General features: G+C 67.9%; 15 protein-coding genes and 1 rRNA gene. 12 read left to right on the forward strand and 4 right to left on the reverse strand.

The annotated features are described in order from the left end of the window. Window positions 1-141: 141 nt before the first annotated feature. Window positions 142-259: ribosomal RNA gene (gene rrf, locus HMPREF9058_RS02830) — 5S ribosomal RNA — on the forward strand. A 248-nt stretch (window positions 260-507) separates the two neighbouring features. Further along, window positions 508-1,821, forward strand: a complete 1,314-nt coding sequence (locus HMPREF9058_RS02835) for a threonine/serine exporter ThrE family protein (protein ID WP_254654041.1) — start codon at window positions 508-510, stop codon at window positions 1,819-1,821. 103 nt (window positions 1,822-1,924) lie between these two features. Here HMPREF9058_RS02835 and HMPREF9058_RS02840 read toward each other — a convergent pair whose 3' ends face one another. Continuing rightward, window positions 1,925-3,697, reverse strand: a complete 1,773-nt coding sequence (locus tag HMPREF9058_RS02840; protein ID WP_009747405.1) for an aspartate:alanine exchanger family transporter — start codon at window positions 3,695-3,697, stop codon at window positions 1,925-1,927. 299 nt (window positions 3,698-3,996) lie between these two features. On the opposite strand from HMPREF9058_RS02840, the gene HMPREF9058_RS02845 reads away from it, so the two are divergent. Genes HMPREF9058_RS02845 through ilvC form a run of 3 tightly spaced genes read left to right on the forward strand, consistent with a single transcriptional unit; the run spans window position 3,997 to window position 7,340 of the window. Next, entirely contained in the window at window positions 3,997-5,781 is a 1,785-nt protein-coding gene (locus HMPREF9058_RS02845; RefSeq protein WP_009747622.1) for an acetolactate synthase large subunit, read from the forward strand. 5 nt (window positions 5,782-5,786) lie between these two features. Then, on the forward strand, window positions 5,787-6,299 hold the full coding sequence (gene ilvN, locus HMPREF9058_RS02850) for an acetolactate synthase small subunit (protein ID WP_003784785.1): 513 nt from the start codon (window positions 5,787-5,789) through the stop codon (window positions 6,297-6,299). A gap of 9 nt (window positions 6,300-6,308) precedes the next feature. Beyond that, window positions 6,309-7,340 carry a ketol-acid reductoisomerase gene (gene ilvC, locus HMPREF9058_RS02855; protein WP_009747613.1) on the forward strand — a complete coding sequence of 344 codons (1,032 nt, stop codon included), beginning with the start codon at window positions 6,309-6,311 and terminating at the stop codon, window positions 7,338-7,340. Window positions 7,341-7,419: 79 nt separating this feature from the next. Here the strand turns inward: ilvC and HMPREF9058_RS02860 are convergent, their stop codons facing one another. Both HMPREF9058_RS02860 and HMPREF9058_RS02865 read right to left on the reverse strand, forming a co-directional pair. Next, the gene (locus tag HMPREF9058_RS02860) at window positions 7,420-8,679 is read right to left on the reverse strand and encodes an MFS transporter (protein WP_009406091.1); all 1,260 of its coding nucleotides are present in this window, start codon (window positions 8,677-8,679) and stop codon (window positions 7,420-7,422) included. Further along, window positions 8,676-9,296 (reverse strand): TetR/AcrR family transcriptional regulator, encoded by a 621-nt coding sequence (locus tag HMPREF9058_RS02865; RefSeq protein ID WP_009747428.1) that lies wholly within the window; start codon window positions 9,294-9,296, stop codon window positions 8,676-8,678. Before HMPREF9058_RS02865 ends, HMPREF9058_RS02860 begins: the two co-directional genes overlap by 4 nt. 116 nt (window positions 9,297-9,412) lie before the next feature. Here HMPREF9058_RS02865 and HMPREF9058_RS02870 point away from each other — a divergent pair, with 116 nt between their 5' ends. Together HMPREF9058_RS02870 and HMPREF9058_RS02875 are read left to right on the forward strand one after the other, a co-directional pair. Further along, window positions 9,413-10,480, forward strand: coding sequence for a 3-isopropylmalate dehydrogenase (locus HMPREF9058_RS02870; RefSeq protein WP_009405925.1), 1,068 nt, complete (start codon window positions 9,413-9,415; stop codon window positions 10,478-10,480). Window positions 10,481-10,547: 67 nt separating this feature from the next. Beyond that, window positions 10,548-11,207: a hypothetical protein gene (locus HMPREF9058_RS02875; RefSeq protein WP_009747603.1), complete on the forward strand. Its 660-nt coding sequence runs from the start codon at window positions 10,548-10,550 to the stop codon at window positions 11,205-11,207. 34 nt (window positions 11,208-11,241) lie between these two features. On the opposite strand, the gene HMPREF9058_RS02880 is transcribed toward HMPREF9058_RS02875, so the two are convergent. Then, window positions 11,242-12,060, reverse strand: coding sequence for a hypothetical protein (locus HMPREF9058_RS02880; protein WP_009406173.1), 819 nt, complete (start codon window positions 12,058-12,060; stop codon window positions 11,242-11,244). An 86-nt stretch (window positions 12,061-12,146) separates the two neighbouring features. Here HMPREF9058_RS02880 and HMPREF9058_RS02885 point away from each other — a divergent pair, with 86 nt between their 5' ends. The 5 genes from HMPREF9058_RS02885 to tagD all read left to right on the forward strand — a co-directional run bounded on the left by HMPREF9058_RS02885 (window position 12,147) and on the right by tagD (window position 19,866). Then, the gene (locus tag HMPREF9058_RS02885; RefSeq protein ID WP_009406354.1) at window positions 12,147-13,319 is read left to right on the forward strand and encodes a branched-chain amino acid aminotransferase; all 1,173 of its coding nucleotides are present in this window, start codon (window positions 12,147-12,149) and stop codon (window positions 13,317-13,319) included. A 179-nt stretch (window positions 13,320-13,498) separates the two neighbouring features. Next, on the forward strand, window positions 13,499-14,635 hold the full coding sequence (locus HMPREF9058_RS02890) for an LCP family protein (protein WP_009405479.1): 1,137 nt from the start codon (window positions 13,499-13,501) through the stop codon (window positions 14,633-14,635). Between the two features lie 75 nt (window positions 14,636-14,710). Beyond that, window positions 14,711-16,018, forward strand: coding sequence for a UDP-N-acetyl-D-mannosamine dehydrogenase (gene wecC / locus HMPREF9058_RS02895; protein WP_009747288.1), 1,308 nt, complete (start codon window positions 14,711-14,713; stop codon window positions 16,016-16,018). Further along, window positions 16,000-19,209, forward strand: a complete 3,210-nt coding sequence (locus HMPREF9058_RS02900; RefSeq protein ID WP_009405736.1) for a CDP-glycerol glycerophosphotransferase family protein — start codon at window positions 16,000-16,002, stop codon at window positions 19,207-19,209. Before wecC ends, HMPREF9058_RS02900 begins: the two co-directional genes overlap by 19 nt. A 264-nt stretch (window positions 19,210-19,473) precedes the next feature. Beyond that, complete coding sequence (gene tagD / locus HMPREF9058_RS02905) at window positions 19,474-19,866, forward strand: glycerol-3-phosphate cytidylyltransferase (RefSeq protein ID WP_009747517.1); 393 nt, start codon at window positions 19,474-19,476, stop codon at window positions 19,864-19,866. Window positions 19,867-19,940: the final 74 nt, after the last annotated feature.

Genomic DNA, 19,940 nt, shown 5'->3' on the forward strand with positions numbered 1-19,940 from the left:
ACTATACGGTCCACACCCAACCCAACCACCAACCACACGCACTCACGCGCAAGCATGCGTGAGTGCGGGTCGGCAGGCTGCCACACGGATAACCGAATAACCGCACCAGAGATGACGGTCCAGCACTGCCCATGTAGTCGTCTCGGTGGTCACAGCGACAGGGAAACGCCCGGCATCCATCCCGAACCCGGAAGCTAAGCCTGACAGCGCCGATGGTACTGCACCCGCCAGGGTGCGGGAGAGTAGGACACCACCGAGCACACACCACACAGCTGGCCCGGAACCGCCACGAGCGGCTCCGGGCCAGTCACGTATGATCCCGCACCAACAAGACACTCAACACCACCCCACAACACCTCACACTCCAGTATCTGAAACCGCGCGATACCCGGACCGAACTGACAGTGGGATACGAAACGGTGCACCATTGTCTCTGTGACTCATAGCGACCTCCCTGCCACTCCATCGGACAACGGCCACGAACCGAGTCTCGATGCCGATCGGCTCATGCAACAGTCCGACGTCGTGCTGCACCTGGGACGGCTCATGCTCGCCGCCGGTGCCGGCTCCTACCGCATCAAGTCCTCCATGGCCAGAGCTGCCTCGGCTGTCGGCCTCGACCGCCACGAGGCGACCGTGACGATGACCGAGATCGTCACCTCCTCCTACGTCGGCAACCGGTTCCGTACTGAGGCCTGCGAAGTGCGTCGGGTCGGTGTCAACGTCGGTCGCTTGGAGGCACTGCGCCGCATCGTCCACGACCTGCGCGCCCACGAGACCGTCGAGCACCTCGAGGCCAAGCTTGAACAGGTCGAGAAGATGCACGCCCGCTACAACGCCTTCACCAACGCGGCAGCCTCGGGCGTGGCCTGTGCCGGATTCTGCTTTCTTAACAAGGGCGGTTGGGTGGAGTGCCTGACGGTCCTCGTCGCGGCATTCCTCGGACAGTTCGTTCGCCGACAAATGCTGGAGCGCCACTATCAGCACTTCTTCACCTGGCTCGTCTGCGGAGTTGCGGCTTCCGGCACCTACATGGGCATCGTGACATTGCTGAACGCTACTGGCGCGGTGGCAGGAAACCACCAGGGCGGCATCATCTCGGCGATCCTCTTCCTCATCCCTGGTTTCCCAATGGTCACCGCCATGCTGGACCTGTTCCGACAGGACTTCTCCTCGGCCCTCTCCCGCAGCGCCTACGTGCTCATGGTCATGGCGGCGGCCGGCGTCGCCGTGTGGACCGTCACCTTCATTTTCCGGTGGGATGTTGCTGCGGCCAGCGGTAGCACTCTCGACGGTCCTATCCTCTACGTTCTGCGCTGCTTCTGCTCCTTCATCGCAGCCTACGGATTCGCCATGCTGTTCAATGCAGGCGTGAAGGCCAGCATGCTGGCTGCAGTGGTCGGGGCTCTGGCTAATACCGGCAGACTGCTTCTCATTGATGTCTTCCACGTGCCGTGGCAGCTCGCAGTGGGCCTGGCCGCGGTCACGATCGGCCTGCTCGCCCAGCTCTTCGTCTCCCGCGCCTCCCTGTCCCGGGTGGCTCTCTCCGTTCCCGCCGTCGTCATCATGATCCCCGGGGTTCCCTTCTACCGGGCCATCTCCGCGCTCAACACGCTCTCCGTGGACAAGCTCGGCGTCGACGTCGGCGAAGCGGCCACGAACCTGGCTGAGGTCTTCTTCGTCATCACCGCCATCGGTGTGGGGCTGGCCCTGGCGCGCATCATCACCGACCACAACTGGCGTCATGATGTCGCCACCTCCGGGCACATCACGCTGCCTCGCACACACGTTGAGGCGGTGGAGCAGCCTCTGGAGGACTGAGTCTCGGCCCGCACTCGCTTGAGACGGACGATGGTGGCCCGCCGCTGACACGCAGCGACGGGCCATCTTCAACGATGCGAGACCGGCGAGCCTGCGGGGCGGGTCACAGCCCGCCGAGGACCTGCGCAATGAAGATCTTGACGATCATCGCCACGGGGTAGACCATCGCGTACCCCAGCGCCACCCGCGGGTCGGCGCCGGTGCGCTCGTTGGCGAAGGCCAGAATCGCGGGCTGGGTCTGTGCGCCACCGATGAGGCCGGACAGGCGAGTCCCACCCATCTTGACGATCCAGCGCATGGAGGCGTAAATCCCCAGTCCCACAATGGTGGTGACGACGAAACCGGTGACGAAGATCCTCCACCAGTCACCACCGGTGAAGGCGTGCGCGATCTCCCCACCGGCCTTGGTGCCTGCCTGGGCCAGGAATACCAGGAGCCCGAACTCCGAGAGCACCGCCGTGGCAGTGAAGGGCATGGCGGTCACGAACTTCCCGATACGGCCGATGCGCCCGAAGATGAGGCCGATCAAGAGCGTGCCGGCAGCCGATCCGATGGAGAAGGTCGCTCCAGTGGGCGTGAGGAACTTCCACTCACCGATGAAGATGCCCAGTGCCATCCCCAGGCCCAGTGCCACCGGGTTGATGGAGGACAGCCCCCGCGAGGAGTCGCCGAAGTACGTGGAGATCTCCTTCATGCGTCCGGTCGGGCCGACGACGCGCACCCGGTCTCCCTGCTGAAGCACCAGATCCGGGGTGCCCACCATATCGACGTCGCCGCGGCGTACCCGCGAGATCGTTGCCCCGAAACGGCTGTCGATGTCCAGCTCACCGATGGTACGGCCGGCCAGCTTCGGGTCCGAGACCGTGATCCTGCGGAAGTCGAGGTACTTGCGGTCCTCGATGAGTGAGTGCGAGGAGCCGTGGCCCACCGCCTTGATCGCCTGGTTGACGGCGTCCTGAGTGCCGACGACGGTGATGAGATCGTTCTTTTGCAGCCGGTCGTCGTTCTTAGGCCGGGTGATCGGACCCTTCTCACCCCGGCGCAGACGAGAGAACCGCAGCTGTCCCGAGATGGTCTCGACGATGTTACCCAGGAGCGGGCCGTCCTCGCGCTCCACCCGGATGGTGCGGTTGATGAGCGGGGAGGGAGTGTCCTTGTCGCTGCGCCGGTAGCGCAGCGACAGCAGACAGAAGAACAGCATGCCGATGACACCGTAGAGGTAGGTGACGGCATAGGCGACGGTGGCGTCACCCGGTCCGGCCTTGTCTCCGGCCATGGCGGCGGCGTTGCCGGCTGCGGCCAGGGCGGGTGTGTTCGTGACGGCGCCGGCGAAGGCTCCCGCGATCATCGCGGCCTTGAGCCCGAGGAGACGTCCCACGCCCACGGCTGCCAGGGCCGCCACGCCCAGAATGCCCAGGAGGATCGCCAGCGGTCCGCCGGCGGTTCGGATGACGTGGAAGAAGTTCGGTCCGGACTGGATTCCGATGGCGAAGGTGAAGATCGCCAGCCCCAGTGCTCCCAGGTCCTTGTGAACCTCAATGGGGGTGGAGGCGGAGGCTCCCCAGGCCGCCAGCGCAATGCCGCAGAACAGTACCGCTGCTGCCCCGAGGCTGACTCCCTTGATCTTGATGTGCCCGAGCAGCATCCCGCCGCCGACCAAGAGGAACAGGACGAGAACCGCGTTCTTGGACAAGTGGTACAGGATATTGGCGTGCGCCACCTTCCAGATCAGCAGGGCGGTACTGCCGATCAGGAGGGCCGCTGCCGGGACGCGTATGCTCCTGCGTCTGGCGCGCCAGAGCAGCATCCCGGAGCCAACCATGAGCAGGACGATGACAACCGGGTTGTCTAACAGATAGTCCAGGACCGTAGCCACGTCGCTAGTTCCGCCTTCCGAATCGCTGCTGAAAGTGATGCAGCGGACGTTTTGTCAGGAGTAACAGCAGCATTGTGTCATCTCCGCAGGCGATGATGACCTACCAAGGTCCGTGATTCACCGGGGGAGCGGATCGCGCCTTGTGCGTGGGGATCCTCCATGCCACCGACCTGCCACCGGGTCCGTGATTCCACGATGTGAGATTGCCGCCGTCTCATTATGACTCTGTGCGGAGACTGATCTAACGTTCATTACCCGGCAGGTCGCCGGTCAGTAGGCACGGAGAAGGAGAGCGAGCGATGACACGCGAAGACGCTCCCGCACGTCAGGACCACCAGGTCATGACAGGCGCCCAGGCTCTGGTGCGCGCGCTGGAGGAGCTAGGCGTCACAGACATCTTCGGGATGCCGGGTGGCGCCATCCTGCCCTTCTACGACCCCCTGCTCGCCTCGACGAAGATCCGTCACGTCCTGGTGCGCCACGAGCAGGGTGCTGGTCATGCCGCCGAGGGATACGCCATGGTCACCGGTCGCCCCGGGGTGTGCGTCGCCACCTCCGGCCCTGGAGCCACCAACCTCATCACCCCCATCGGTGACGCCCACATGGACTCCGTTCCCATGCTGGCCATCACCGGGCAGGTCGGAAGCCGCGGAATCGGGACGGACGCCTTCCAGGAGGCCGACATCGTCGGGGCCACGATGCCCTTCGTCAAGCACTCCTTCCTCATCACCCGTGCCGAGGACATCGTCCCGTGCGTGGCTGAGGCCTTTCACATCGCCTCCACTGGACGCCCCGGTCCGGTCCTCATCGACATCTCCAAGGATGCCCAGGAGGGGCTCACCGAGTTCGTGTGGCCCCCGGCCCGGGACCTGCCCGGCTACCGCCTGCCGGGTAAGCCCAACCAGCGGCGCCTGGCTCAGGCCGCCGAGGTGATCTCCGCGGCCGAGCGACCCGTCCTCTATCTGGGCGGTGGCCTGAACCGGGCGCAGGTTCCCACTGAGGACCTCACCGAGCTCATCGAGCTCATCGGAGCGCCCTTCGTCACCACTCTGACCGCCCTGGACGTCATGTCCAGTGAGCACCCGCTCAACCTGGGGATGCCCGGAATGCACGGTACGGTGGCCGCCGTCGGGGCGCTGCAGCGGGCCGACGTCGTCGTCTGTCTGGGAGCCCGCTTCGATGACCGGGTCACCGGCAAGCCGGACACCTTCGCCACCAAGGCCTCGGTGATCCACGTCGACGTCGACCCCGCCGAGATCTCCAAGATTCGCACCGCCGACGTCCCGATCGTCGGGGACCTGGCCGATGTCGTTCCCGCGCTGAGCGCTGAGTTCCGCGACCACGTCGCCGCTGAGGGGCGGGTGGATATCGCCCCGTGGCGCCGTGAGATCGAGCGCATCCAGGCCACCTACCCTACGGGCTGGACCGACACCGATGACGGACTGCTTCAGCCCCAGGAGGTCATCACCCATCTTGATCGGGCGGCCTCCGAGGACACCATCTGGGTCACAGGCGTGGGACAGCACCAGATGTGGGCGGCGCACTACCTCACCTTCCGCCGTCCGCACACCTGGCTCAACTCGGCCGGCGCCGGCACCATGGGCTACGGCCTGCCCGCCGCCATGGGTGCCAAGGAGGCCTGCCCCGACCGGCCAGTGTGGCTCATCGACGGGGACGGATGCTTCCAGATGACCAACCAGGAGCTGGCCACCTGCACCCTCAACAACATCCCCATCAAGGTCGCCATCATCAACAACTCCTCCCTGGGGATGGTGCGGCAGTGGCAGACGCTGTTCTACGGGCAGCGCTACTCCAACACCGACCTGCATACCGGGGCCGGAACGAAGCGGATTCCCGACTTCGTCAAGATGGCCGAGGCCTACGGGGCCGTTGGGCTGCGGTGTGAGCGCCTGGAGGACCTGGACGACGTCATCGCCCAGGCCAATGCCATCAACGACCGCCCCGTCGTCGTCGACTTCATCGTCTCCGCGGACGCCCAGGTGTGGCCCATGGTCGCGGCCGGGGTGTCCAACGACGAGATCCAGCACGCCCGCGGCATGAGCCCGGTGTGGGAAGAGGAGTGAGCGCCGTGAGCGAGAAGCACACGCTGTCCGTCCTGGTGGAGAACAAGCCCGGCGTCCTGACCCGGGTCTCGGCGCTGTTCACGCGCCGGGGCTTCAACATCCACTCCCTGGCCGTGGGGCCCACCGAGCACGAGGACATCTCGCGCATCACGGTGATCGCCGACGCCGAGGGACTGGCCATGGAACAGGTCACCAAGCAGCTCAACAAGCTGGTCAACGTCCTCAAGATCGTCGAGCTCGACCCCGACACCTCGGTCGAGCGCGAGCTCTACCTCATCAAGGTGCATGCCGATGACGCCAATCGCACGGCGGTGCTCCAGGTCGTCGACCTGTTCCGGGCCCACGTCGTGGACGTCGCCCCCACGTCGGTGGTCATTGAGACCATCGGCTCAGAATCCAAGGTCAAGGCTCTACTGACGGCTCTCCAGCCGTACGGTGTCAAAGAGATTGTCCAGTCCGGTGCCGTGGCGATCACGCGCGGCCCACGATCCATCACCGATCAACTCAAGGAGAAGTGAGAAGCAATCATGGCAGCTGAGAAGTTCTACGACGACGACGCCGACCTGTCCGTCATCCAGTCCAAGAAGGTCGCCGTCATCGGCTACGGTTCCCAGGGGCACGCTCACGCTCTGAACCTGCGCGACTCCGGCGTGGAGGTCGTTGTCGGCCTGCGCGAGGGCTCGGCCTCCGTGGCTAAGGCTGAGGAGGCGGGCCTGCCCGTCAAGCCGATCGCCGAGGCCGTGGCCTGGGCCGACGTCGTCACCGTCCTGGCCCCCGACCAGGTGCAGGCCACCCTCTACCGCGAGGAGATCGAGCCGAACATCAAGGCCGGCTCCGCCCTCCTGTTCTCCCACGGCTTCAACATCCACTTCGGCTACATCAAGCCGTCGGCGGACATTGACGTCGTCATGGTGGCCCCCAAGGGGCCCGGCCACACCGTGCGCCGCGAGTTCGAGTCCGGCCGAGGCGTGCCCGTGCTCGTCTGCGTGGAGCAGGACGCCACCGGCACCGCCTGGGACCTCGTCCTGTCCTACGCCAAGGCCATCGGCGGTACCCGCGCCGGCGCCATCAAGACCACCTTCCGCGAGGAGACCGAGACCGACCTCTTCGGTGAGCAGTCGGTCCTGTGCGGCGGCGTCTCCAAGCTCATCCAGTACGGCTTCGAGACCCTGGTCGAGGCCGGCTACCAGCCCGAGATGGCCTACTTCGAGGTCTGCCACGAGATGAAGCTCATCGTCGACCTCATCAACGAGGGCGGTATCTCCAAGCAGCGCTGGTCCTGCTCCGACACCGCTGAGTACGGCGACTACGTCTCCGGCCCGCGCGTCATCACCCCCGAGGTCAAGGAGCACATGAAAGAGGTCCTGTCCGACATCCAGGACGGCACCTTCGCCAAGCGCTTCATGGACGACCAGGCCGCCGGCGCTCCGGAGTTCAAGAAGCTCCGGGCCGAGGGTGAGGCGCACCCCATCGAGGCCACCGGCCGCGAGGTGCGTTCCATGTTCGCCTGGCGCGCCGAAGTCGACAAGGACTACACCGAGGGCTCCGTGGCCCGCTGAGGACTTGTGATCCATTGACAACGGGCGGTGCCCCGATGACCTGACGTCATCGGGGCGCCGCCCACGTCGCGCGACGGCACTACTGGGGTGAGGCGAGCCGGCGTCGCTGGAGGCGAACGGTGAGAGCCACCAGGGCCATGACCGCGCCCATGAGGCCCACGAGCAGAGCGGCGCCGCGTCCCGGGCCGATGCCGACGACGGCTCCTACGCTGGTGGACAGCGACCGTCCGGGCTCCAGCAGGGGCTGGAGCACATGGTCCACCAGGACTCCGGAGCACAGGTAGGCCACCAGGTAACCCGTCTGGGTGACCAGGCTGATCGTGCCCCAGGTGCGCGCCTGCCGAGTGTTGTCGACCTGCGTGCGCACCAGGACCTCTGCACCCGCCTGGGACAAGGGCAGGCAGGCGAAGGTGAGGAAGCCGCAGGCGGCCACCCACCAGGCGCCCGGCCCCAGGGGGACCAGCGCCATGGCGGCGCCGGTTCCGGCCAGCCCTGCGGCAAGCAGCGTCGTGGGCTGGGCACTCTTCCAGGCCGTGACCAGGGCCGCGCCCACGAGCATGCCGGTGGCGGCCACCGTCTCGACCACCCCCATCTCGGCGGTGCTCACGGTGGGCAGGAGAATCGGCTTGATAAGAACCTGGATGACTCCGATGGCGAGGGTCGCCAGTGTCATGAGGACCACGAGGGCGCGCAGGCCGGATGAGGCGGTGATGGTCCTCCATCCCGCCATGACGTCGCGGTCGTCACCGGGCTGGGACGCTGCGCGTTGCGAGGCACCGGCTGCCAGAGCCTGGCGCACTGTCATGGTGCACGCCACGGTGACCAGGCAGGTGCTGGCGTCCAGCAGGACGAGACCCCGGGGGCCGACAAGAGGCATGAGGAACCCCGCCGCGGCCGGCGCCAGCAGGTACTTGGCAGCAGAGGCGAGCTGGAGCAGACCGGAGGAGCGCACGTAGTCCTCCTCGGTCACCAGGTCGGTGACGCTGGCCCGCAGCGCCGGCTCGGTCAGGGCCGCCAGGCAGGAGGAGGTGACGGCTCCTGCGCAGATCCAGCCCAAGGAGGGCCGGGGCGAGGACAGGGCCGTCAGGATGACGCCCAGCCCGAGAATCGAGCCGCCGTCACCGATCATCATCATCAGGCGGCGGTCGTAGCGGTCTGCGAGGACCCCGGCCAGGGGTGCCAGAAGAACAATGGGGGCGAAGGCGCTCATCTGGACGGCTGCCACTGAGGATGCCGTCCCGTAGGTGCGCAGTATGACGACGGCCAGGCCGAAGGCGCTCAGACCCGTTCCCAACGAGTTGATGAAGGAGCCCAGGACCAGCAGCCCGACGTACTTCATGGCTCCGCCTTCGTCAGGAGGCCGAGGCTGCCGGGCTCGGCACCCAGGAGGATCTCACTGGCCCAGATGAGAGTCTCCTGGCGGCGGGCGAGCTCAGCGGGGCTGGACTTCATGATGTCCTGGTCCAGGAGGATGCCCGAGGCGCTCAACAGCAGCTCGATGACGTCATGGGGGCGCTCGGTGGTGAAGGTCCCCTCGGCCACCCCCTGGGTGATGACCTCGGCCAGGACTGGGGTGAGGTGCTCGATCATCGCTGTGATGGACAGCAGGTGGAACTCCGCGTTGCCCGGCGCGTGGAACTGGTCGACGAGCTCGGACTCGGTGTCCACCAGCCTCATCGCGCTCATGATCGCTGCGAGCTTGTCGGCCGCCGGGGCCGATGAGGCGGCGATCGCGCGGGCCTGCTGCTCGACCTGGTGGACGATGCGCAGGACCAGGGCCTTGAGGATCTGCTCCTTGCTGGGGAAGTGGTAGTAGAGCGTCCCCTTGGCGATGCCCACGATCCTCAGGATGTCCTCCATGGTCGTGGGTTGAAAGCCCTTGGTGGTGAACAGGGTGTGGGCGGCGTCGAGAATCTCCTCGCGACGTTGCGCGGTGGGGCGGTGGATGCGCGGCATGGCTCCTCCTTGGTGCGTCGGAAACAGACTAACCGACCGGCGGTCGAGACGCGAGTGTGCACATCCGTCATGCGGACTCTTTGTCTCGCATCCTGATCCTGCCCTAAGGTGGCCCCATGACGCAGACCATCAAGCTGGCAGTAATCCCGGGTGACGGCATCGGTAAGGAGGTCGTCCCTGAAGGGCTCAAGGTCCTCGAGCGAGCGCTGGAGGGAACCGGGGTCACGGTCCGTCCCACCACCTTCGACCTGGGGGCCGAGCGCTGGCACCGCACCGGCCAGACCCTCACCGACGAGGATCTCGAGGCCATCAAGACCCATGACGCCATTCTGCTGGGAGCTGTCGGCGATCCCTCCGTCCCCTCCGGTGTGCTCGAGCGCGGTCTGCTCCTGCGTCTGCGCTTCGCCCTGGACCACTACGTCAACCTGCGTCCCTCGGTGTACTACCCGGGCGTGCCGACGCCGTTGGCCGATCCCGGCGACATCGACTTCGTCGTGGTGCGCGAGGGCACCGAGGGCCTCTACTGCGGTAACGGCGGCGTCGTGCGCCAGGGCACGGCGCACGAGATCGCCACCGAGGTCAGCGTCAACACGGCCTACGGGGTGGAGCGCCTGGTCCGCTACGCCTTCGCCAAGGCACAGGCCAGGGCGGCCAAGCACCTCACCCTCGTCCACAAGCACAATGTGCTCGTCCATGCCGGCGACCTGTGGCGGCGCACCGTGGAGGCCGTCGGCACCGAGTACCCCGAGGTCACCGTCGACTACTGCCACGTGGACGCCGCCACCATCTACATGGTGACCGACCCCGGCCGCTTCGACGTCATCGTCACCGACAACCTCTTCGGCGACATCCTCACCGACGAGGCCGGCGCCGTGACCGGCGGCATCGGACTGTCGGCCTCGGGCAACATCAATCCCGAGAGGGCCTTCCCCTCCATGTTCGAGCCCGTCCACGGCTCGGCCCCGGACATCGCCGGTCAGGGCAAGGCGGACCCGACCGCCACGATCAGTGCGGTGGCCCTCATGCTCGACCACCTCGGGCTGCCCGAGGTCGCGGCGAAGGTCGAGGCCGGAGTCACTGCGGACATGGCCACTCGGCGCGGCGGCGCCCAGCGCTCCACCAGCCAGATCGGTGACGCCATCGCCGAGGCGGTGACGGCCGGGGCCGATACGTCATCGCTTTGAGACCCCACGGCCCTCATCGTGTCCGCAGCGTGATCGCAGTGCGCGAGCGGGCCGTTACATTCCGAGTATGTCGCTACTCGGTCCCCGACGTCGGACAGCCGCCTGCCTCCTGCTCGCCGGCCTCACCGGCCTGTGCGGTTGCGACGTCCTGACCGACGCCCCACTGACCGACTCCGAGATGTCCGCCTTCCTGGCTGAGGCGGACTCGCACGCCACCCGATCACGGGGACGGGCCTTCCAGGCGACCGCGGTGGCGGCAGCGGATCAACGCTCCGCCATCACGGGGGCCCTGTCGCTCTCCCGGATCCGGAGCGACGCCGCCGCGGAGGGCGCGACGCTGGCTGCCAGGGTCGGAGCTGTGGCGAGCGACCTGAGTCAGGCCGAGTCCACCGGCCTTGAGGTCGCGAGGTCGGCGCTCGACCAGGCGCTGCAGGGCGAGGACGTCGAGGCGATGACGACGGCGCTCACGAACCTCCGTCACGCCGTGGCTGGGGCCGAGTCCGCGGTCTCGGCCCGGCGCTCCTCAGTCGGCCAGAACCAGGTGGCTGCGCCCGGGGAGGAGAGCCCGCCAGGAGCTTCTGGCAGGGGAGGGGACGGCGAGTCCGCAGGGGCGGACCGGCCGGGGGAGGGGGAGTCCGAGTCCCCCGCTCAGGTCGGCGCCCCGTCCGATAGCGAGCCATCAGGGCCTCAGGACTCCGCCGAACCGGCCCAGGGGCCGCCCTCTTGAGGGGAGCAGTCTCAGGGGTCGTGATGAGACGGGGTCATCCGGCGGTGGAGGCGGTCGGCGTCTCAGACCCGGGCGCCGCCTTCGTGGGCCAGCGGGACTGACCCGACAGGCCGTCCACGGCGATGCCGCGAAGGACGGTGTCCCATGCCGCCTCGTCGAAGACCCCCTGCTGACAGACCTGGGTCACTGACACGGCTGCGCCGTCGGCCGACCACACCCGCACGAAGGCCCTCCCCGCGACCCGGGAACCACGGAGGCTGGCGCTGAAGGCGGTGGCGATACCGGCATAGGGTGCGGAGCGGTTCGTCGCCGTGAGCTCCTCTCGACCGGTTTGCCGGTAGTCCGGGTAGGTCCCCGCCAAGGAGGCGGACCAGTGCTCGGACAGGGCGCGGTCATCGCCGCCGGAGACGAGCAGCGCCGCTGCGCTGGTCACCTCGGCGCTCACCTGGCATCCGGAGGAGGTCGAGGCGTAGGAGCGTGACCAGGATGCCTCCGGGGTTGACGCCGTCGCGGGCCCGGTAGGGGTGGTGCTCCCGTGCGGGGCGCTCGTGGCGGTTGGGGACGCGGTGTAGCCGGGAAGGTCCGGGAAGCTGACCGTGAGCGCGGCTGCCGCCGTGGCCTGGGCGGTCGGCAGCGCGGTGGGCATCACCATCCGGGACGGAGCCGTCGAGGACTGCGACGCCGTAGAAGGGGAGGCGGGCCCCGACACCGACCCGGCGAGCTGATCCAGGTCCACCTGTGCGCATCCGCTCACCCCGGTCAGGAGGACTGTGCCGGCCACCGCCGCCCGGGCGAACCGGGCTCGTGCACCCATTCGGCGAGTACTGACCGAGGGAAGACGAACGGAAGTCATGGCCGGAACCTAGCTCTGAGCCCGCCCGCCTGCCAGCATATGGGAAGGTCGTGTCCGAGTTGTGGCCTCGGCGGTAGGGTGGACCTATGCCCGAGACAGACGCCACCTCAACCGACTTCGCATCCTCCTTGGCCCGTGCCGCCGAGGTCCCCGTCCCGCAGGCCGATGCGCTCGCCGGTCGATTCCCCCTGACCGCCAACCCCTCACCCCTCGCCGAGGATGAACGGGCAGCGGTCCTGAGGAGTCTCCACTTCGGTAACGCCTTCACCGACCACATGGCTCACGCCCGCTGGAGGCAGGGCGAGGGGTGGGGCGACTACGGCGTCATTCCCTACGGCAGCCTCAGCCTGTCCCCGGCCGCCGCTGTGCTCCACTACGGCCAGGAGGTCTTCGAGGGCATCAAGGCCTACCGGCACGAGGACGGATCGGTGTGGACCTTCCGCCCCCGCTACAACGCGGCGCGCCTCAACGCCTCCGCCCGGCGCATGGCTCTGCCCGAGCTGGCGGAGGAGGACTTCGTGGCCTCCCTGGTGGACCTGGTGCGCGCCGACGCCGCCTGGGTGCCCTCAGGTGAGGGCGAGTCCCTCTACCTGCGCCCCTTCGCCTTCGCCTCCGAGGCCTTCCTGGGCGTGCGCCCCGCCGCTGTGGTGGACTACTACGTCATCGCCTCTCCCGCCGGCTCCTACTTCCCTCACGGCCTGGAGCCCGTCTCCATCTGGGTGACCACCGAGTACCACCGCGCCGGACGCGGAGGGACCGGGGCGGCCAAGACCGGAGGCAACTACGCCTCCTCCCTGCTTCCTCAGCAGGAGGCCTACGCGCAGGGCTGCGACCAGGTCTGCTTCCTCGACGACGTCTCGCAGAAGAACATCGAGGAGCTCGGCGGCATGAACCTCATGGTCGTCGACGCCGACGGGACCGTGCGCACACCGCGCCTGACCGGGACGATCCTCGAGGGCTGCACCCGCAGCGCCATCATCCGCCTACTGCGCGACTCCGGGCGGAATGTCGTGGAGGAGACCATCAGCCTTCAGGGACTGCTCGCAGACATCGAGTCGGGCCGGGTCAGTGAGGTCTTCGCCTGTGGAACCGCCGCCGTCGTCGTGCCTCTGGGGCATCTCAAGGGCGAGGGCTTCGACGCCCGCATCGAGGGCAGTGAGGTCACCCGGCAGATTCACGACCGGCTCACCGCCATTCAGACCGGCCGCGCCGAGGATCCCTACGGGTGGATGTATCAGCTCGTGCCTCCTCGTTCATAAAACCACCGACGATATTCCTTCTGAACGTCCAGAAAGATATTGTTTATGTGACGTGAAATGGTGACAGCGAGATTGCGGCGGTCTCAGTTGCATCTCATTTCATGAGCATTTTGCCCGGAATTCCTAAAACAAGGGGATTCCGGGCAAAACGCTCGAGAAATATGTGGTGCCATTGGCCCATGACTCAGTCCCTCCTACCAGAACCCGAAAGCAGTCCGATTGAAAAGGGCGATGCTGAAGCCGCCTCGTCGGGGGCCGACACGACCTCGGCGCGCGGTGCAGGCAGCGCCCTGCGCCGTCCCGGACGAGGATGGAGGATCGCCCTTCTCAGTGTCCTGGCGATCTTCCTGGTTCTGACCCTGGCCACAGGAGGCCTGGCCCTGTGGGTGCGACACTCCATCGCCTCCGGCATCGAGTTCATCGCCGATCCCTTCGCGGGCATTCCCGCACGGGCCCCGCAGCAGAAGGTGGCCGCGGGCGAGGAACCGGCTGTCAACATCCTGGTCCTGGGGACCGACTCGCGCAGCTCCGCCTCCGACCCCTCCCAGTGGAAGGAGGGGGCCCAGCGCACGGACGCGATCATGATCGTTCAGGTCAGCGGAGACCGGAAGACGGTCTCAGTCATGTCGATCCCCCGTGACTCATGGGTGGAGATCCCCGGTCACGGCCAGGGGAAGATGAACGCCGCCTACTCCTACGGGGGGCCCTCGCTGACGATCCACACCGTGGAGAACCTCACCGGCATCCACATCGACCACTTCGCGGTGGCGAACTTCGAGTCCTTCGTCGCCCTGACCGATGAGATCGGTGGAGTGCGAGTCAACCTCAAGACGCCTCAGACACTCGCCGGCAAGGAACTCGGCGCAGGGGCCCAGGTACTCGACGGGCAGCAGGCCCTGGCCTACACCCGCGAGCGCTCCTCCCTGCCCAACGGGGACTTCGACCGCGTCAAGCGCCAGCAGACCTGGATGCGCTCCATCGTGAGCAGGGTCCTGACCAACGGCACCCTGAGCAGTCCCACGGCGCTGTACTCCTTCCTCAAGACCGCCTCGCGGACAGTCGCCGTGGACGAGTCCTTCACGCTCAACCAGATGCAGTCCCTGGCCCTGGAGACGCGCCACCTCCACAGCAACGACATCAGGTTCATGACCGTGCCGACCGCCGGTACGGGAACCTCCACGGACGGGCAGTCCATCGTCACGCTCGACGCCGACGCGGACACCCCCTTGTTCAAGGCCTTCGCCGAGGACCGGGTGAGCGCCTACCTCACCGAGCACCCCGACGCCGTTGAGCTGCTCCCCGCCACGGTGAACTAGAGGTACGGACACGTGGCTCACGGAGCAGCGTCCCCGGGGAGCTCCCCGGGGACGCGAACGAATGCATGGAGACTCATGACTGACACTACTGAAGTAGCCGACGTCGCGGTCATCGGGCTGGGGTACATCGGCCTGCCCACGGCAGCGGTCCTGGCCCGCGCCGGGCTCGACGTCGTCGGGGTGGACCGGATCCGGGAACGTGTCGAGGCCGTCAACCGCGGAGAGCTTCCCTTCCTCGAGGAGGGGCTGGCCACCGTGCTGGCCGAACAGGTCGAGGCCGGCCGCCTGCGCGCCCAGATGGAGACGCCCTCGGCACGGACCTACATCATCGCGGTGCCGACCCCGTCGACGGGCTCGGACCACGCGGCCGATCTGTCCCTGGTGGAGGCCGCCACCAGGCAGATCGCCCCTCGTCTCACAGGGGGAGAGCTCATCGTCCTGGAGTCGACCTGCCCGCCCGGCACCACTCGCGCCCTGGCTGAGGCGATCGGCTCGATGCGCCCGGACCTGTCCACGGACGGCAGCGGTGCACGGCCCCAGGTGCATCTGTCCTACTGCCCTGAACGCGTGCTGCCCGGGCGCATCATGACGGAGATGGTGACCAACTCCCGGGTCATCGGCGGCCTGACCCCCGAGGCCTCGCACCTGGCCAGAGACCTGTACGCCACCTTCTGCGCCGGCGAGCTGGTCCTGACCGACGCCACCACCGCCGAGATGACCAAGCTGACGGAGAACTCCTTCCGTGACCTCAACATCGCCTTCGCCAACGAGCTGGCCCTCGTCTGCGAGCGGGTCGGGGTGGATGTCTGGGAGCTCGTCGACCTGGCCAACCGCCATCCGCGGGTGAGCATTCTGCAGCCGGGCCCCGGCGTGGGCGGCCACTGCATCGCCGTGGACCCCTGGTTCCTGGTGTCCAGCGCTCCGGAGGAGACCAGGCTCATCCGCACGGCCCGCCAGGTCAATGACTCCCGGCCGGCCCACTACGTCGGGCGCATCCTTGAGGCGATGGAGCCCTTCTCCTCGCCGATCGTGGCGGTACTCGGCCTGACCTTCAAGGCCGATGTCGATGACCTGCGCCAGTCGCCGGCGCTTGCGATCACTGAGCAGGTGGCCGCCGCTGCGCCCCATGCCCGGGTCCTGGTGGCCGAGCCGCACGCCAAGGAGCTCCCGGCGTCCTTGGCGCGGTGGGACAACGTGCGGCTGACCGGGTGGCGGCAGGCCGTCGAACAGGCTGATGTCGTGGCGGTGCTGGTTGGTCACCAGGAGTTCGCCGACCTTGATCCGCACCTGCTCGAGGGGCGCAGCGTCATCGACGCCACGGGGTTCTGGCGCGCCCGAGAGCCCCAGCTGACGGGTAGAAGGACATGGGCGGCAGGCGTCTGAGACGTCTCATCGGTGCGGCTGTGCGGGGCGTGCACCGGCCCCGACTCAGCGTCATCGTCCGAGCAGCGGGGGCCGGTCCTCACCTGGAAGGGGCCATCCGCTCCGTACTCAACCAGACCTTCAGGGACCTGGAGGTCCTGGTCGTCGTCGGTCCGGGGGCCGATGCGCTGAGCTCCGGTGAGCAGGTGGCCACCGGCCTGTCCGCCAGGGACCGGCGCGTCCGGGTCGTGTCCTGCGACCGGGACGATAGCCGGGGTGCTGGCCCGGATGGCTGGCTGGATGCCGCCCTGAAACGAGCCAGGGGAGGCCTAGTCACCGTTGTTGACGGTGGGGACGGACTTGTCGGCGGTGCCTGCCAGTCGATGATTGAGTGCCTGGAGCGGTCGGGCTCCGACGTCGTCGTCGCGCGCTCGCGGTCCTTGACGCCGGCAACCGGGGCCGGGCCGGGGGCGGGACCTCCCCGCGCGCCTCGCCTGGCGCAGCCGTTGGCCCGGGTGCCCGAGGCGGCTGAGGAGCTGGTGGCCGGCGCCGTCATGGCGCGCCGAAGGCTGTGGGCACCGCCGAGACGGCCTCGAGTACTCCGCGCCCCCGCCGTGTCACTGCCCGCCAGGGCCCTCGTGGTGCTTCTGGCCGCGACCCGGATGGACGTCCTGGATGAGGAGGTCTACACCTGGCGCGCAGGCTCTGCGGCCCGTGGCCTCAGTGCGGACACGGATCCCGTCGGCCTCCTGGCGGAGGTGGACGCTTTGGCGCAGCTGGCCGCCGACGCCCCGGAGGCGGTGCGTCGGCGCCTGGTCGCCGGACGCCTGAGCCGGGACCTGGTTCGTCTGGCCGAGGCCGCTCACCGGGAGGGGCCCGACTTCGCCAGCAGGCTGCGCCGCATTGCGAGAAGGGCGCTCGCCGACGCCGACGACCTCGTGTGGGAGGCGGTCGGGCTGCTCGACCGACTCGTGCTGTGGCTCCTCATCCAGGACGAGCCGGCCGGCGCCGTGGAGCTCGAGGAGCTGATCGGCAGACGCTGCGAGGACCTGGGCCACCTTCCCCTGACCATCGAGGCGGGCACCGTGCGCCCCGAGCCTGCTCTCCTGGAAGGGGCCCCGGTGCCCCGCCGACTCACCGAGATCCGGGACGCCGACTTAAGACTGCACGTCGGTGTCGACGCGGTGCGCTGGCTGGGCCCCAGGACCCTGGAGGTACGCGGCTGCGCCTGGGTCTGGGGGCTCGACCCAGGCCTGATCGACCGCCCGACCGTCGAGGTGGTCGATGAGACCGGACGAGTTCGAGGCCGCGCCGAGGCGGACCGCTGTGAGGCCCCCCGAGCCGACCTGGAGGCCGGCGACCCGTGCCGCTCCTACCTCACCTCGGGGATCGTGGTGCGTCTGCAGCTCGAAGCGGGCCGCTCCTCCTGGTTCCGGGTGGTGACGCGCGTTGCCGGGCGAGAGGTGCGGGCATGGATGCCGCAACCGGCCGGCTCCAGCAGGAGGCACCCGGCGCCGCCGGAGACCGGGCAGCATCTGGAGGCGCGCGGTCAGCGGGGGCTGCTCCAGGTCGCCCCGGCGCCGAGTGGGAGCCGGGGGAGTGAGTCGCGGCCCGGCGGGGAGATCGACGTCGTGCTCCTCTGTGCGCGTCTGGACACTGACGCAACGCTGGAGCTGAGCGGAACGGTGGCGCCGGCCCCGGATGGGCTGGATATCGTCCTGGGCGGCAGGGCCGCCGAGGCTCGGGCGATGACGGTGCCGGCCGTCCTGGCCCCTGGCGGCGGCTGGTCGGCGCACATCGATTTGGCTGATCCCGACGTCGAGCTGGCGACCTACCCGCTGAGCTGGAGCACCGTATCGCAGGACGAGCCCGGCAACCGGATCAAGGGAGCCTGCCTGGCCGGAGAAGGGATCGACGGTCCGGCCACCGAGGTTCCCATCGCCGCGGCGCCCACTAGCTGCGCGGCGGAACCCGATAGCGACGTCACCGGGGCGGATGCCGGGCGCCCGGCGCGCCGCGCGCGGATCCTCACCCGCACGGACGGCTCCGTGGCCGTCGCTGTCATCCCTCCGCTGACTCCTGGCGAGCGATCACGACGGGGCCACCGGCTCCTCATCGAGCGCGAGGCGGGCCCCCTGAGACCGGGAGTGTTCCTGGAGTCCTTCGGTGGACGCAGCGCGGGAGACAACCCGGCCGCCATCTGCGAGGACCTGGCGGCCCACGGCGTGGGAGCACCCCTGTGGTGGTCGGTTGTCGACGGGACGGTTCGCGTGCCGGCGGGCGCGCGCCCCGTCGTCGTCGGATCCCCGCAGTGGGTGGAGGCGCTGCGCACCTCACGTGTCATCGTCACCAACGACCACCTCCCCTTCTGGTTCTCCAAGCGTGAGGGCCAGTACCTGCTCCAGACCTGGCACGGCACTCCGATCAAGAAGCTGTTGCACGACGCGCCGAGAGCCGTCACCCTGAGGTACCGGCGACTCATGGACCGCCAGGTCCCCCAGTGGGACCTGCTTCTCGCCCAGAGCCCGCAGGCCGGTCGGCGCCTTCAACAGGCACTGGGATACCGCGGGCCGGTTCGGGTGGGGGAGTACCCCCGCAACGTGAGGCTGCTCGGAGGCGCTGAAGTACGGCGACGGGTGCGCCACGAGCTCGGTATCGGTCAGGGGCAACCGGTCGTTCTCTACGCCCCGACCTGGCGCGAGAGTCTGCGGCCCCCGACGGGTGCAGCCGGCTGCAGCGCTGCGGGTGGGCCAGGGCCGGCGGGGGAGCCCGACGGGGCGCGTCTGGCTGAACGCCTCGGCGCGGCGGTCCTCATGCGCAGCCACCACATGAACCGGGCCGGATGTGTCCCAGGGATGATCGATGTCAGCGGGTACCCGAGTGTCGAGGAACTCATGCTGGCGGCCGACATCCTGGTCTCGGACTACTCGAGCATCTTCTTCGACTTCGCTCTGACCGGGAAACCGGCAGTGGTCTACGCACCCGACCTGGCCTCCTACCGAGATGTCGAAAGGGGCCTGTACGGTGACTGGCCCCTGGGCTCGGGGCTGCCGGTCGCCGCCGACCACGATGAGCTCGCATCCCACCTGCAGCGGCTCCTCGGCGACATCGACGTCGCTGAGGGGTGCCACTCCCCACTGGAGGTGGAACCCGCGCCGATCCTGGACAACCTCACGTGGATCCGGGGATGGATCGCTCGTTTCCTGAGCTGATAAGCGACCGGAAGGGCGGATGAACACCGCCTCTCAAAAGAACTGGAAAGAAAAAATGTGACGAGAGCGTGAGGGAGAGGGAAAGGTGAGGCGGAACTCTCTGTGATATTCGACGGCGAATGTCGGGTATTTCGGCGGCATATCGGTATCGCATCGATTCTATGACATCTTCGATTTTGGTTCTCGGGGTGGGGAATACTCACGGTGGTTTGTCCGGAGTGTTGTTGAGGGCGAGCCTCGAACGTCCGACCAGGAAGTGACCCCATGAAGCGCGTGATTACCTATGGCACATATGACCTGCTCCACTATGGTCATATTGCGTTGCTGAAGCGTGCGCGAGCGCTGGGGGACTTCCTGATGGTGGCGCTGTCCAGTGACGAGTTCAATGCCGGAAAGGGCAAGCAGGCCTACTTCTCCTACGAGGAGCGCAAGGTGATGCTCGAAGCCATCCGGTATGTCGATCTCGTGGTGCCTGAGCTGACCTGGGGGCAGAAGACCGAGGATATCGCCAAATACGGTATTGATGTCTTCGTCATGGGGGACGACTGGAGCGGCGAGTTCGACGACCAGCTCAAGGGGCTGTGTGAGGTCGTCTACCTCCCGCGGACTCCCGAGGTATCAACGACTCGGATCAAGAGTGATATGCGCCTGGGCTGAGTGGTGCGCTGAGCGGCGGCTCGCTGTGCGGGCTGCATCGAGGGCCGGGCGGAGGTCCGGGTTGAGGCTCGCTG

The sequence above is a fragment of the Actinomyces sp. oral taxon 175 str. F0384 genome, from assembly GCF_000223355.1.
Lineage (GTDB): Bacteria > Actinomycetota > Actinomycetes > Actinomycetales > Actinomycetaceae > Actinomyces > Actinomyces oris.